This is a genomic window from Microbispora sp. H11081 (assembly GCF_012999535.1).
Taxonomy (GTDB): domain Bacteria; phylum Actinomycetota; class Actinomycetes; order Streptosporangiales; family Streptosporangiaceae; genus Microbispora.
In genome coordinates this window covers 222,207-234,839 of sequence record NZ_JABBWV010000009.1, presented here as the reverse complement: position 1 = coordinate 234,839, position 12,633 = coordinate 222,207, and the positions used below count along the sequence as shown (strand labels likewise).

Sequence of the window (12,633 nt, the reverse complement as noted above, 5' to 3'; positions counted from 1 at the left end):
CTCCGGTCAGACCTCCAGCTCGCCGGACCAGATGGTCACGGCCGTCCCGGCGAGTTCGACCCGGTCGCCGCGCAGGGTCGTGCGCACGGTCCCGCCGCGCCGCGACAACTGCTCCCCGACGAGCGTGTCCCGGCCGAGCGCGGCGGACCAGTACGGCGCGAGCACGCAGTGCGCCGAGCCGGTGACGGGGTCCTCGGGCACGCCCACCCGGGGCGCGAAGAACCGGGAGACGTAGTCGGCGGAGGCGCCCTCGCCCGGCGCCGTCACGATGACGCCCCTGGCGTCGACCTCGGTCAGCCGCGCCATGTCGGGGTCCGCGGCCCGCACCTCCTTGGCCGACCCGACCTCGACCAGGACGTCGAACCGGCTGCGCCCGGTCCTCAGCGGGGTGACGCCGAGGGCCTCGGCGAGGCCCTCCGGGGGCGGGCACGGCGTGGCCGGGTTCGCCGGGAAGTCCATCGTGATCAGGCCGCCCTCCTCCTGGTCGGTGGCGAGCACGCCGCTCTTGGTGGCGAACTCCAGCCGCCCGGACTCGCCCAGCGAGTAGAGGACGTGCGCGGTGGCCAGGGTGGCGTGCCCGCACAGCGCGACCTCGACCTCGGGGGTGAACCAGCGCAGTGAGCACGGACCATCGCCCTGCGACAGCACGAAGGCCGTCTCCGAGTGACGCATCTCGGCGGCCACGGCCTGCATCCACTCGTCCGGCACGGTCTCGTCGAGGAGGCAGACCGCGGCGGGATTGCCCCGGAACGGCCGGTCGGTGAAAGAGTCAACGGTGAAGATGCGCATGCCCGCGGATTCTACGGCCGACCGGCCACACCGGCGGAACGGCCGAGCGCGGCGAGTGTCTCCCGGGCGAGCTGGAGCTCCTCCCGGGGCCGTACGACGAGGACCGGCACGCGGGCGCCCGGCGGGCTGACGACGAGGTCCCGGTCGGCGTCGGTCACGGCGGGCGGCTCCACGCCGAGCAGCGACAGCGCGCCGCACACCGCCTCGCGCACCTCGGGCTGGTCCCAGCCGATCTCGCCGGTGAACACGAGCGCGTCGAGCCGGTCGAGCGCGGCGGTGGCGGCGGCGATCTCGCGGCTCACCCGGTAGGCGAACACGCCGAGCGCCAGGGCGGCGGCCTCCTCCTTCGAGGCGACCAGGTCGCGGGTGTCGCCGGACAGGCCACCGGAGAGCCCGAGCAGGCCGGAGTCGTGCTCAAGCCCCTCGCGCAGTTCGTCGAGCGTGAGGCGCGAGCCCGACAGCAGCCACAGGAGCATGCCGGGATCGACGCTGCCCGACCGCTTGCTCATCGGCACGCCCTCCAGCGGCGTGAACCCCATCGAGGTGTCCACGCTCCGGCCGTCCCGTACGGCGCAGACCGAGCACCCGCCGCCGAGATGCGTGAGGACCAGACTGACCTCACCGGCCGGCCGCCCGAGCAGTTCGGCCGCCCGCCTGGCCGCCCACGCGTACGACAGCCCGTGGAAGCCGTAACGGCGAAGGCCCCACCGTCGCCGCCACTCGGCGGGCAGGGCGTAGGTCGCGGCGGCGGCGGGCAGCCCCGCGTGGAAGGCGGTGTCGGGACACAGCACGTGCGGCGCCGACGGCAGCACCCGCCGGGCCGCCTCCACCAGCGCGAGCGCGGGCGGCACGTGCAACGGGGCGAGATCGGCGTATCCGCGCACCGCCTTGACCACGTCGTCGTCGGCCACGACCGGCGCGCGTACGGCCTCGCCGCCGTGCACGAGCCGGTGGCCGACGGCGGTCACCTCGGCGTCCGCCCGGGCCAGGAAGTCCGACAGCGTGCGCTCCGCCGCGGCGGGATCCGGGCCGTGCTCGCTGTGCTCGGTGCGCAGGACGCGGTCGTCGCGCACCAGATGCAGTTGCAGGCTGCTGGAGCCGGCGTTGACGGTGAGCACGACCGGTGTCATGGCGTCCGTCTCCCCGGCGATCCGGCGGGCAAACCCGAAGGCGGCCCGCCGGAGGTCCCTGCGGACTACGGGCGCACGGCGCAGAGCAGGCGGTTGTGGCCGCGCTGCCAGAGCGTCCCGATCTCGCCGAAGCCCGCCGCGCGGAGGGCTTCGACGTGGGTGGACAGGTGGAGCGACTCCGAGCCGTGGTGCGACGTGGTGGCCGGCCGGGGTGTTGCGACGCCCGCGAGGTCGGGGTCGGCGGTGATCGCGTCCCACCACTGCCGCCAGTCCTCCGGCCTGCCCTCGGCGAAGCGCCGTCGCTCCTCGCTCTCGTGCACGGCCTGCTCCAGGCGGGCCAGCGTGGGGGTGACGTCCTCGGAGACCAGGTGGTCGCCGTTGAGGAACAGCCCGCCAGTCCGCAGCACGGCCGCCAGTTCGGCGTACACGGCCCGCAGGTCCGGCTCGGCCAGCCAGTGCAGGGCGGTCGTGCTCACCGCCGCGTCGGCGGGGCGGTCGAGGCCGAGCGCCTGGCTCCACCCCGGTTCGCGCAGGTCCAGGTCGGCGAAGCGCAGGCCGTCGCGGTCGCCGTACGCGGCCCGGCCGAGCGACAGCAGCAGGGGGTCGGTGTCCACCGCGACGACGGTGGCCCGGGGCAGGCGTGCGAGCAGGCGGGCCGAGAGCGAGCCGGGTCCGCAGCCGAGGTCGATCACCAGTGGGTCCGGGCGGCCGACGCCCGCCTCGACCGCGTCGATCAGCGCCGTGAACCGCTCCTCCCGGTCGGGGAGGTAGCCCTCCTGCTGGCGGTCCCAGCGGTCGATCCACCGGGCGGCGACGTCCAGAGTGAGCATGCTGCCTCCATGTAACTGGCGTGTATGCTTTCGGCAGTTACAACGTAGAGCGCAAGGGTGTAACTGGTCAAGTGAACTTCAACAGTCACACCGATGCGGTGGTGTCGGTCGCCGTGGGCCTGGTCAACGCGCTGACGGCGGGTGAGGCGCGGGGCCGGCCGTACGAGCCGCCGACGGGCGAGGCGCGGACGGCCGCGGTCGCCGACGTGCTCGCGAGCGGCGACAGGCGGGCGCCCACGGTGGCCGAGGCGGAGGCGGGCGCGCTCGCGGAGATCGCGGGGCGGCTGCGCCGCGTGTTCGAGGCGGTGACGAGCGGCGATGTGGACGCGGCGGCGCTCGCCGTGAACGAACTGCTGGCGGAGACGGACGCGCGCCCGCACCTCGAACGGCACGACGGGGAGCCCTGGCACCTGCACTTCCACGGCGCGGGCGGCACCCTGGCCGCCAACTACGCCGCCGGCTGCGCGACCGGCCTCGCCGTGGTGCTCGGCGGCGAGTTGCACGACCGGCTCGGCGTGTGCACCGCGCCCCACTGCGACCGCGTCTACGTGGACACCTCCCGCAACGGCACCCGGCGCTTCTGCTCCACCGCCTGCCAGAACCGGGTGAAGACCGCCGCCTTCCGGGCGCGCGGCGCCTGACAGTACTGTCGCCTGTCTCGCGGGCCTGGCGGTCGGAACGCGAGGTCCGATCGCCGCCGGATCTCCCCGTGGCGCCGCCGCCATGCTCGACATCATGAACGAAATCGACGACATGAACGGCAGGGCGGCCCTGGTCACCGGGGGTGGCCGGGGGATCGGCGCGGCGATCGCGCTCAAGCTGGCCGAGCGCGGCGCGGACGTGGCGCTTACCTACGAGCGCGACGATGACAGCGCGGCGGCCGTGGCCGAGAAGGTGACGGGGATGGGCAGGCGAGCGCTGGTCATCCGGGCCGACAACGGTGACGCGGCGGCGGTCACCGCGGCCGTGGACGAGGCGGCCGCGGAGCTCGGCCGGCTCGACGTCCTCGTGAACAACGCGGCGGTCTTCCACGTCGCGCCCATCGAGGATCTGGGGCAGGAGGAGGTCGACCGTACGCTCGCGGCCAACGTGCGCGGGCCGTTCCTGGCCGCGCGGGCGGCGGCGGCTCACATGACCGAAGGCGGCCGGATCATCACCATCGGCAGCAACATGGCCGAGCGTGCCGTCTTCCCGGGCTTCGCCCTGTACGCGATGAGCAAGACGGCCATGACCGGAATGACCAAGGGGCTCGCCCGTGACCTCGGGCCGCGCGGCATCACGGTCAACCTCGTCAATCCCGGCCCGACCGACACCGCCTCGAACCCGGCGGACAGCCCCATGGCGGACACGATCCGGGGGCTGACGGTCCTCGGCCGCTACGCGGAGCCGGGCGACATCGCCGAGACCGTGGCCCACCTGGCGGGCGACGGCGAGCGCTACGTCACCGGAGCGACGATCAACGTGGACGGCGGCTGGGCCGTCTGACGTCCGTCCGGGCCCACCTGGGCCCACCGCCCGGGTCCACCGGCACACCCATCGCCCGGCCGGACGCCACTCGCGGCCCGGTCACGTGATCGAGCCGCGTGCGGCGGCCCGCGATTCGCGTGATGGTTCTCACGTATGAAGGTCTGCGCGCGGCGTGCCTGCACGTACACCCACGATCTCGTCGACTTTTTACGTTCTGAACCCTGTGTCGACAGCATTGGTGCAAGATAGTGTGAGCTCATGTTGATCAGATTCGGAGTGTCGAACTACCGATCCATCTGGGGGGCGGCCGAGCTATCCATGGTCGCGATCGATCGAGATCGGGAAGAGGCGCGTCCCGCGCCATTGCTGGGCGAGAGCCTCTTGCCGGTTGCGGCAGTGTATGGGCCGAATGCCTCCGGTAAGTCCAATTTTGTGGCAGCTCTTTCCTGGCTCCGCGACGCGATCCAGCATTCTCTTCGTTTCTGGGAGGATGAGATACCGATCGAACTCTTCGCCTTCGGCGATGGCCTCAGCTCCACGAGTGAGTTCAGTATCGATGTCACGATCAACGACATCCGCTATGAGTATGTGCTTGAGTTGAACCGGCAGCGTGTGCTCTATGAGGGTCTATTTCACTACCCGGAGAAAAAGCGAAGGCGAATATTCGAGCGTGAAGAGACGGATTTGAAGCTGCAGAGGGGCCTCGGCAGCCTGTCCGGAACGCGCGAGCTCCTCACGGACAGGACGCTGGCGCTCTCGATCGCCCGGCGTTTCGACGAACCGCTGGTGTCGGAGTTCGCGCGAGAGATCCTGAGGGTGCAAAACCTCGGCCACGCGCCCAGGCGCAGGCCGCAGGGGTTTTACGGCGGGCTGCTTCCTCGCTCCACCGTACGCTGGTTCGAAGAGGCGAACGACCAACCCTCTCTCTTCGCGAACGAAGAGCTTGGAGTTATCGGATCTCGCCAGCAGGCGTTGGCGCTTCTGCGGATGGCCGACCTCGGCATCGAAGACGTGATCATAGATCACCAGGAGATAAGTTTTCCCGACTCGGAGGTGCGTACACAGCGTAGAGTTCGGCTGCTACATAAAACCACGGAGGAGAGTGTGCCGTTCGAGTTGAGCGTCGAGTCGGAAGGCACCAGAACTTGGTTCGCTCTGATCGGTCCTATCCTGACCGCTCTGAGGCAAGGCTCCATCGTGCTTTTCGACGAACTTGACGCCAGCCTGCATCCCACATTGTCCGCGGAGTTGCTGCGCCTCTTCCATAGTCCGGTGACCAATCCCCGGGGGGCTCAGCTGATCTTCACGTCTCATGACACGAGCCTCCTCAATCATCTGAACAGGGACGAGGTATGGCTGACGGAAAAGCGCGCCGACGGCTCGACTCGCCTCGGAGCTCTTGCCGACTTCGCCGGAGAGCGCGTGCGTAAATCGCAGAATCTAGAGAACGCCTACCTCCATGGCAGATTCGGTGCTCTCCCTCAAGTGGATCAGACTCCTCTGCTGCGTGCGCTCGGGTTGATCGGCTGATGGCACTCAACAGGCGGCAAAGAGGCGGAAGGCCGCTCAAGAGGACCGCCGAGAAACGCCCCGAGCTACGCACGATCATGGTTTTCTGTGAGGGCCGGAGTTCGGAGCCGGACTACATCAATGGCCTGAAGCGGCTCCCGCACATAGCCGAGAACACCATGCTGAACATACAGATACATCCCGAACAAGGTGTGCCGATCACACTGGTCAGGAAGGCTGTGGAATGCGCGAGCGATCCGGAGATCGATGAATGCTGGTGCCTCTTCGACGTCGAATGGCCGCGAAATCACCCCAATCTGGCGCAGGCGATTGACCTCGCTCGGTCGAATGAGATCAATCTCGCAATCTCGAACCCATGTTTCGAGCTGTGGCTGATATTACATTTCGGCAACTGTGGCGCGTTCATGGAAACGGATGCGGCGGAGCGTCGCTCTCGGTCGCTGGACGGCCGACCGGGGAAGAGCATTGACCCCGGCGTCTACATGCCTCTGCGGAAGAATGCCGCCCGACATGCGGAGCGCCTTGACGTACGTCACGCCGAAAATGGCACGATCTTTCCGCACGATAATCCATCTTCGGGCATGTATAGATTCCTACGGAGTCTGGAAGGCGAGCAGGTGCGCCCCAACGGCGTTGGCGGATGACGGCTCAGGCGTCGGCGGGTTCGACGTCGGCGACGACGCAGGAGATGTTGTCGGGTCCGCCGCCCTCGTTGGCGAGTTCGATGAGCCTGCGGACCGCCTCCTGCGGATCGGTCACGGTGGAGAGCACCTGGTGCAGGACCTCGGGTTCGAGCACGGAGGTGAGCCCGTCGGAGCACAACAGATAACGGTCGCCCGGGTACGCCTCGCGCAACGACAGGTCCGGCTCGGCCAGGCCGCTCGTCTCCAGCGCCCGCAGCAGCAGGGAGCGGCGGGGGTGGCGGGCGGCCTGGTCGGGGCTCATCCGGCCGTCGTCCACCAGCGACTGCACCAGCGTGTGGTCGCGCGTGATCTGGTACAGCGCGCCGTCCCGCAGCATGTACGCCCGCGAGTCGCCCACGTGGGCCAGGGCGAACTTCCCGTGGCCGTCCCACAGCATGGCGGTGACGGTGGTGCCCATCCGTTCGAGCGTCGGGTCCTGTGCGGCGAGGTCGCCGAGGCGCTGCCCCGCCTCCCGTACGGCGTCCGCGAGGGTGGCCACGGTGTCGGCGGGGGCCGGGCCGTCCTCCAGCCTGGCCAGCGTGGAGATGACGGCCGCGCTGGCGACCTCACCGTGTCCGTGCCCGCCCATCCCGTCGGCGATGGCGAGCAGGCGCTCGCCGGCGTGCACCGAGTCCTCGTTGTTGGCACGCGAACGCCCGACGTCCGACCCAGCGGCGTACCGAATACGGTTGTGCGTCATGGTTTTGAGTAAACCATTGGTTGAGCCACTTCACAAGCATAGTGCTAGGCTCGTGTTCATGAGCCACGACGCCCAGGCGGACAACGCGCCGGACACGTCGGCGCGCCCGGCAGCCGCGAGCCCGCTCGAGGCCGCTCTCGACGCGGCGGTCGAAGCGACCGTGAACGCGGGCGACATCGCCCGGCTCGCCGACGTCGGCAGGGCCGCGGTCAGCAACTGGCGCCGCCGCTACGAGGACTTCCCCCAGCCGGTCGGAGGTACCGCGTCCAGCCCGCTTTTCTCGCTTCCCGAGGTGGAGGCGTGGCTGCGCAGGAACGGCAAGTCGTTCGAGGTGTCCCAGGGCGACCGCGTCTGGCAGCGGCTGCGCGCGTCGGCCGACGACCTGCGCCTGGGCGAGGTGCTGGGTGAGGTCGGCGCGTTCCTGCTCTACATCCTGCGCGATCCCGACGACTGGAAGCGGCTGTCGGCCGCCCCCGACCTCGCCGTACGGCTCCCGCGCGCGGTGGCGCGGGCGACCGCCGACCTGCCAGGACGCGGCGGTGACCCGGTGCCGGTGGAGCCCGGCCTGCTCCGGCTGGTGGCCGAGATGGCGGAGCGGCACGGCGCGGCCGGCGCCTTCGAGTTCCTCTGCGAGCGGTACGCCGAGGCGCACAGCCGCAGGCTGGGGCTGACCAGGCCGGACGTGGCCGCCCTGATGACCCGGGTGGCCTGCGCGGGGGCGCGTACGGTGCTCGACCCCGCCTGCGGCATGGGCACCCTCCTGCTGGACGCCGCGGCGGGGGCAGGCGCGGCGGCGGACGAGGTGCGGCTGCTCGGCCAGGAGGTCAACGAGACCGTCGCGCTGCTCGCGGCGTTGCGCCTGCTGCTGCGCGGCGCGGACGCGCGGGTCGTCCCGGGCGACGCGCTGCGGCACGACGCCTTCCCCCCGGACCGGCCGGCCGACGGGACGGGCGAGGAGCCGGGGGACGCGCTCGTGGACGCCGTCGTGTGCGACCCGCCGTTCAACGAGCGCGCCTGGGGCCACGAGGACCTCATCGGCGATCCCCGCTGGCAGTACGGCATGCCCCCGCGCGGCGAGCCGGAGCTGGCCTGGGTGCAGCACTGCCTCGCCCACGTGCGGCCGGGCGGGCTGGTGTCCATCCTGATGCCGGCCGCCGCCGCGAGCCGCCGCCCCGGCCGCCGCATCCGCGCGAACCTGCTGCGGGCGGGCGCGCTGCGCGCGGTCCTCACGCTGTCGCCCGGGGGCCCCGACCTCTGGCTGCTGCGCCGCCCCGAGCCCGGGGAGCGGCAGCCGGGCACGATCCTCGTGGCCGACGCGGGCGACGACCCGGCCTCCCTCGACCTCGCCTCCGTCGAGCGGGCATGGCGGGCGCACCTCGCGGAGGCCGAGCCGCCGGCCGGGGGCCGCGCGGTGCGGATCATCGACATCCTCGACGACGAGGTCGACGTGAGCCCGGCGCGGCACCTGTCGCCCCGGGCCGACACCCGTGGCTTCCCCGAGGCGGGGGAGCGCTTCAGGCAGGCGGCCGAGGCGCTGGCCGGCGGCGTGCCCGACCTCGAGGTGCTCACCGGGGCCGAAGCGGGCTGGGACGCGTCGTGGGCGACCGTGGCCGAGATGGCCAGATCCGGGCTGGTCGCCATCCGGCACTCGACGCTGCGGGCGCTGCCCGCCGACTCCTCCGCCGACGTCCCCGCCGACTCCTCCGCCGACACCCCCGCCGACACCTCTGAGGGCGAGACGCCCGACGGCGGGGTGCCGGTGCTCACCGCCGACGACGTGGCGGCCGGGACGGCGCCGTCGCGGCGGACGCCGCCCGGCCCCGGCCTGGTCGCGGTCCGCAAGGGAGACGTCGTGGCGTCGGCGGTCACCGTCCGGGTGGTCACGGCGGAGGGCGCGGTCCTCGGCCCGCACCTCAGCCTGTTCCGCGTCGACCCCGACAAGGTGGATCCCGAGTTCCTCGCGGGGTTCCTGCGCCACGCGGCGGGCGGCGGGCGGCCGCATCTGGGCAGCAGCCGGATGGAGGTCCGCCGGGCCCGCGTCCCCCAGCTTCCCCTGGACGTCCAGCGGTCGTACGGCGCGGCCTTCCGGCGGCTGCTCGCGCTCGAGGACGGCCTGCGCGAGGCCGCCGCCGCGGGGGAGGCACTCGCCCGGCTCGGGGCCGAGGGACTGGTCGACGGGCGTCTGCGCCCTCGCCGGTGACGCGGCCACGGCTCCGCACGGGCGACGGGGTGCTGCCCACCCGGTCGCCGAGCCCGAACATGGTGCACAAATCCGGTAGCTTTTCCCCGATAGGCCGACGGGAGGGGGCGCATGGTCATCGGCGACCGGTATGAGCTGGACGACCTCCCCCTGGGCCAGGGCGGCATGGGCGCCGTGTACGGCGGGTACGACCGGCGGCTCGACCGCAAGGTGGCGGTGAAGTTCCTGCGGCTGCCCGACGGCCCCGACGAGGAGTTGCAGCGCCGGTTCCTCCGCGAGGCGCGGATCCTCGCCAAGCTCGACCACCCCGGCGCGCCCGTGCTGTACGACTCCGGCACCTACGAGCAGCGGCTCTTCCAGGTCATGCAGTTCATCGAGGGGGTGACGGTCGCCGACCTGCTGAGCGAGCACGGCCCGCTGCCGGTGCCGTGGGCCGCGGCCATCGCCGCCCAGGCGTGCGCCGTGCTGACCGCCGCGCACGCGCTGTCGATCTGCCACCGGGACCTCAAGCCGACCAATCTCATGCTCTGCCCGGACGGCAGCGTGAAGGTGCTCGACTTCGGGCTCGCCATGCTGCGCGAGGCGGATGGCGGGCGGGGGACGGCGCAGACCACCCGGATCGGGCAGATACTCGGCACCCCCGCGTACATGTCGCCCGAGCAGATCCAACGCGGTGTCGCCGGCCCTAAGAGCGACCTGTACTCCCTCGGCTGCGTGCTGCACGAGATGCTGACCGGCGACCAGCTGTTCACCGGGCCGACGGACTACGCCGTGTTCGACAAGCAGGTGAAGGAACGGCCGCCCCGGGTGCCCGGGGTCCCCGCGGAGCTGGACCGCCTGATCGCCGAACTGCTGGAGAAGGAGCCGGACGACCGGCCGCCCGACGCGCACACGCTGTTCGAGCGGCTGCGGCCGTTCGCGGTCGACCTGCCTCCGCTGCCCGGTTTCCTCGACCCCTCGTCGGTCCCCAGCCCGGGACGCATGTACGCCCAGATGGTCGGCCGCGTCCGATAAGGGCGACGCTCAGCCGCGCCAGGCCGTAAGGACCTCCTCGACCCGCGGCCGGATCCGCTCACGGGCGACCATCCGCGGAACTCCGGACATCAGCAGTTCGTCGTAGTCGGTGTCCAGGTGGCGCACGCTCGCGATGACGGCGAGCGTGACGGCGCTCTCGTCCAGCACGCGGGCGGCGGCGGTGCGGCCGACCCGCCCGCTGCCGCGTACGGCGGCGTGCGCGGCGACGGCCTCGGCCCGCCCGGCCGGGCAGCGGGGGAACAGGCGGCGGATCTCCGCCGCCATCCTCGCCTGGAACTCGGCGTCCTCGCCGGCCCTGCGCTCGCGGTCGCGGTCGCGCCGGCGCAGCCGCGCCTCCTCGTCGGCCAGGCACTGCTCCTCGGCCCGGGTCAGCGCCTCCTCCTCGACCAGCACGCCGAGCCGCTCGTATCTCTTGCGCCGCCGGTTGAAGCGGACCACCACCGCCGACAGTCCGCTCTCCTTCTTGGCGCGGCGGCTCAGCGCCGCGTTGCCCGCGGGAAGGAGACACAGGTGGTCCATGTCGGCGCAGGCCAGGCAGTGCGGCCGGTCGTCCTCCATGATCAGGTAGGGCCCGGTCTCCCCGCAGCCCGCGCAGGTCCACGCGTCCAGCGGCGCGACCACGACGAGGTCGGGGGCCTTGCTGTGGCGTTCGGCGATCTGCCGTCGCCGCGCCTCGCTCAGCTCGGGCGAGAGCCAGTGGACGCGGAAGGCGCGCTCCAGGCTCTCGTCGCCCTCCTCCGTGAAGCGCAGGGGCCGCCGGTCGCGGGTGCCCGCCGTGTAGGCCGCCTCGCTCTCCAGCAGGTTCCTGGACAGGGCCCACGCGCGCAGATGCGACAGCGCCTCCTCCATCCGTACGGCGTCCACGGCGGCCAGCCGCTCCAGGCTGTCGGCGCGGCCCTGCCGCCAGGTCTCCACATGGCGGTCGTGCAGCCACCGCAGGCCGGTGAGGACGTCGATGGGGGTCACGTACCGGCGGGTGGCCAGGGCGATCTCCGCCGCCTGGGCCACCCGGCCGCCGAGCTTGCTGCGCATTCCGCCAAGCCTGCCCTATCCGGGCGAGCGCGTACGCCGGTTCACGGCGGCCAGCAGCCCCACGGCCACCAGGCTGGAGATCGTGGCCGACCCGCCGTACGACACGAACGGCAGCGGCAGCCCGGCGACCGGCAGCAGGCCCATGGTCATCCCCACGTTCACGAACGTCTGGAACGCCAGCCAGCACACCACCCCGCCGGCCACGGCCGTCCCGAACGGCGTGGGGCTCTTGGCCGCGATCCACAGGCCACGCCACAGCAGGGCGAGCATGAGCAGGATCACGCAGGCGGCGCCGACGAAGCCGAGTTCCTCGCCCGCGACCGTGAAGATGAAGTCGGTGTGCTGCTCGGGCACGAAGTGTCCCGCCGTCTGCTCGCCCTGGAACAGCCCCTTGCCCAGCAGGCCCCCTGAGCCGATCGCGATCCTCGCCTGGGTGGCGTTGTAGCCCATGCCCATCGGGTCGGCGTCCGGGTCGGCCAGCACCATCAGGCGCTGGAGCTGGTAGGGCCGGATGAGGTCGAGCCGCCACACCAGGAACAGCACGGCGGCCCCGGCGGCGGCGAACGCCGCGAACCACCTCTTGGGCGCGCCGGACACCGCGATCACGCCGACGGTCACCACCAGGAAGACGAGCGCGGTGCCGTAGTCGGGTTGCAGCGCGATCAGGCCGACCGGCAGCGCGGCGAGGCCCAGGGCGAGCAGCACCGCCCCGGCGCCCGGCCTGCGCTCGCCGTCGCGCGGCTCGCCGAGCGCCGTCGCCAGCGCGAGCACCATGGCCGCCTTGGCGATCTCGGACGGCTGGAACTGGAACCCGTCGCCGAACACGATCCACGCGTGCGAGCCGTTGACCGTACGGCCCAGCGGGGTCAGCACGGCGACCAGCCCGGCCAGCCCGAGCAGGTAAAGCACCGGCACGTAGGCCCGCAGCACCCGCAGGTCGATCCGCGAGACGGCCCACATGAGCACGAATCCGATGCCCACGCTGAGCGCCTGCCGCTGCGGCAGCGTCGAGCCCGGCTCGTTGCGGGTGGCCGACCACACGAGCAGCAGCCCGATGCCCGACAACGCGGCGGCGGGCAGCGCCAGCCCCCACGTGGGGGACAGGGCGAGGAGCGCCTGCGACCGGCGCCGGGTGGCCCGGCCCACCGGCAGCCGCACCGGCGCGGGACCGAGTGCCGTCATCGCGTGCCTCCAACCAGTCGGGCTCCAACCATTCGGGCTCCGGCCGCGAGGGCGC

At 72.1% G+C, this 12,633-nt stretch carries 12 protein-coding genes; 6 read left to right on the top strand and 6 right to left on the bottom strand.

Going from position 1 to position 12,633, the window contains the following annotated elements; genetic code table 11:
- Positions 1-6: 6 nt before the first annotated feature.
- From HHX31_RS22985 to HHX31_RS22975, 3 genes are all read right to left on the bottom strand, one after another.
- A complete protein-coding gene (locus HHX31_RS22985; RefSeq protein ID WP_169950395.1) occupies positions 7-789 on the bottom strand; it encodes a PhzF family phenazine biosynthesis protein in 783 nt (260 codons plus the stop codon).
- A gap of 11 nt (positions 790-800) precedes the next feature.
- On the bottom strand, positions 801-1,919 hold the full coding sequence (locus tag HHX31_RS22980; RefSeq protein ID WP_169950394.1) for an acetate/propionate family kinase: 1,119 nt from the start codon (positions 1,917-1,919) through the stop codon (positions 801-803).
- A gap of 65 nt (positions 1,920-1,984) precedes the next feature.
- Positions 1,985-2,749 (bottom strand): trans-aconitate 2-methyltransferase, encoded by a 765-nt coding sequence (locus HHX31_RS22975; RefSeq protein ID WP_169950393.1) that lies wholly within the window; start codon positions 2,747-2,749, stop codon positions 1,985-1,987.
- Between the two features lie 71 nt (positions 2,750-2,820).
- Here HHX31_RS22975 and HHX31_RS22970 point away from each other — a divergent pair, with 71 nt between their 5' ends.
- From HHX31_RS22970 to HHX31_RS22955, 4 genes are all read left to right on the top strand, one after another.
- Complete coding sequence (locus tag HHX31_RS22970; RefSeq protein WP_169950392.1) at positions 2,821-3,390, top strand: CGNR zinc finger domain-containing protein; 570 nt, start codon at positions 2,821-2,823, stop codon at positions 3,388-3,390.
- A 94-nt stretch (positions 3,391-3,484) separates the two neighbouring features.
- The gene (locus tag HHX31_RS22965; RefSeq protein WP_211590179.1) at positions 3,485-4,234 is read left to right on the top strand and encodes an SDR family NAD(P)-dependent oxidoreductase; all 750 of its coding nucleotides are present in this window, start codon (positions 3,485-3,487) and stop codon (positions 4,232-4,234) included.
- Between the two features lie 240 nt (positions 4,235-4,474).
- Positions 4,475-5,746, top strand: a complete 1,272-nt coding sequence (locus HHX31_RS22960; protein ID WP_169950390.1) for an ATP/GTP-binding protein — start codon at positions 4,475-4,477, stop codon at positions 5,744-5,746.
- On the top strand, positions 5,746-6,390 hold the full coding sequence (locus tag HHX31_RS22955; protein ID WP_211590178.1) for an RloB family protein: 645 nt from the start codon (positions 5,746-5,748) through the stop codon (positions 6,388-6,390). Before HHX31_RS22960 ends, HHX31_RS22955 begins: the two co-directional genes overlap by 1 nt.
- 4 nt (positions 6,391-6,394) lie before the next feature.
- Here the strand turns inward: HHX31_RS22955 and HHX31_RS22950 are convergent, their stop codons facing one another.
- Positions 6,395-7,129, bottom strand: coding sequence for a PP2C family serine/threonine-protein phosphatase (locus HHX31_RS22950; protein WP_169950389.1), 735 nt, complete (start codon positions 7,127-7,129; stop codon positions 6,395-6,397).
- A gap of 58 nt (positions 7,130-7,187) precedes the next feature.
- Between HHX31_RS22950 and HHX31_RS22945 the strand changes: the two genes are divergently transcribed.
- A complete protein-coding gene (locus HHX31_RS22945; RefSeq protein WP_169950388.1) occupies positions 7,188-9,329 on the top strand; it encodes an N-6 DNA methylase in 2,142 nt (713 codons plus the stop codon).
- Positions 9,330-9,440: 111 nt separating this feature from the next.
- Positions 9,441-10,343 (top strand): serine/threonine-protein kinase, encoded by a 903-nt coding sequence (locus HHX31_RS22940; RefSeq protein WP_169950387.1) that lies wholly within the window; start codon positions 9,441-9,443, stop codon positions 10,341-10,343.
- A gap of 9 nt (positions 10,344-10,352) precedes the next feature.
- Here HHX31_RS22940 and HHX31_RS22935 read toward each other — a convergent pair whose 3' ends face one another.
- Positions 10,353-11,396, bottom strand: a complete 1,044-nt coding sequence (locus tag HHX31_RS22935) for a DUF2293 domain-containing protein (protein WP_169950386.1) — start codon at positions 11,394-11,396, stop codon at positions 10,353-10,355.
- 15 nt (positions 11,397-11,411) lie between these two features.
- A complete protein-coding gene (gene rodA / locus HHX31_RS22930) occupies positions 11,412-12,578 on the bottom strand; it encodes a rod shape-determining protein RodA (RefSeq protein ID WP_169950385.1) in 1,167 nt (388 codons plus the stop codon).
- Positions 12,579-12,633: the final 55 nt, after the last annotated feature.

Excerpts from the sequence above, each read along its gene's own strand:
- HHX31_RS22985 (WP_169950395.1), bottom strand. The coding sequence starts at position 789 with ATGCGCATCTTCACCGTTGACTCTTTCACCGACCGGCCGTTCCGGGGC.
- HHX31_RS22965 (WP_211590179.1), top strand. The coding sequence starts at position 3,485 with ATGAACGAAATCGACGACATGAACGGCAGGGCGGCCCTGGTCACCGGG.
- HHX31_RS22945 (WP_169950388.1), top strand. The coding sequence starts at position 7,188 with ATGAGCCACGACGCCCAGGCGGACAACGCGCCGGACACGTCGGCGCGC.
- HHX31_RS22975 (WP_169950393.1), bottom strand. The coding sequence starts at position 2,749 with ATGCTCACTCTGGACGTCGCCGCCCGGTGGATCGACCGCTGGGACCGC.
- HHX31_RS22980 (WP_169950394.1), bottom strand. The coding sequence starts at position 1,919 with ATGACACCGGTCGTGCTCACCGTCAACGCCGGCTCCAGCAGCCTGCAA.
- HHX31_RS22940 (WP_169950387.1), top strand. The coding sequence starts at position 9,441 with ATGGTCATCGGCGACCGGTATGAGCTGGACGACCTCCCCCTGGGCCAG.
- HHX31_RS22960 (WP_169950390.1), top strand. The coding sequence starts at position 4,475 with ATGTTGATCAGATTCGGAGTGTCGAACTACCGATCCATCTGGGGGGCG.
- HHX31_RS22935 (WP_169950386.1), bottom strand. The coding sequence starts at position 11,396 with ATGCGCAGCAAGCTCGGCGGCCGGGTGGCCCAGGCGGCGGAGATCGCC.
- HHX31_RS22955 (WP_211590178.1), top strand. The coding sequence starts at position 5,746 with ATGGCACTCAACAGGCGGCAAAGAGGCGGAAGGCCGCTCAAGAGGACC.
- HHX31_RS22950 (WP_169950389.1), bottom strand. The coding sequence starts at position 7,129 with ATGACGCACAACCGTATTCGGTACGCCGCTGGGTCGGACGTCGGGCGT.
- rodA (WP_169950385.1), bottom strand. The coding sequence starts at position 12,578 with ATGACGGCACTCGGTCCCGCGCCGGTGCGGCTGCCGGTGGGCCGGGCC.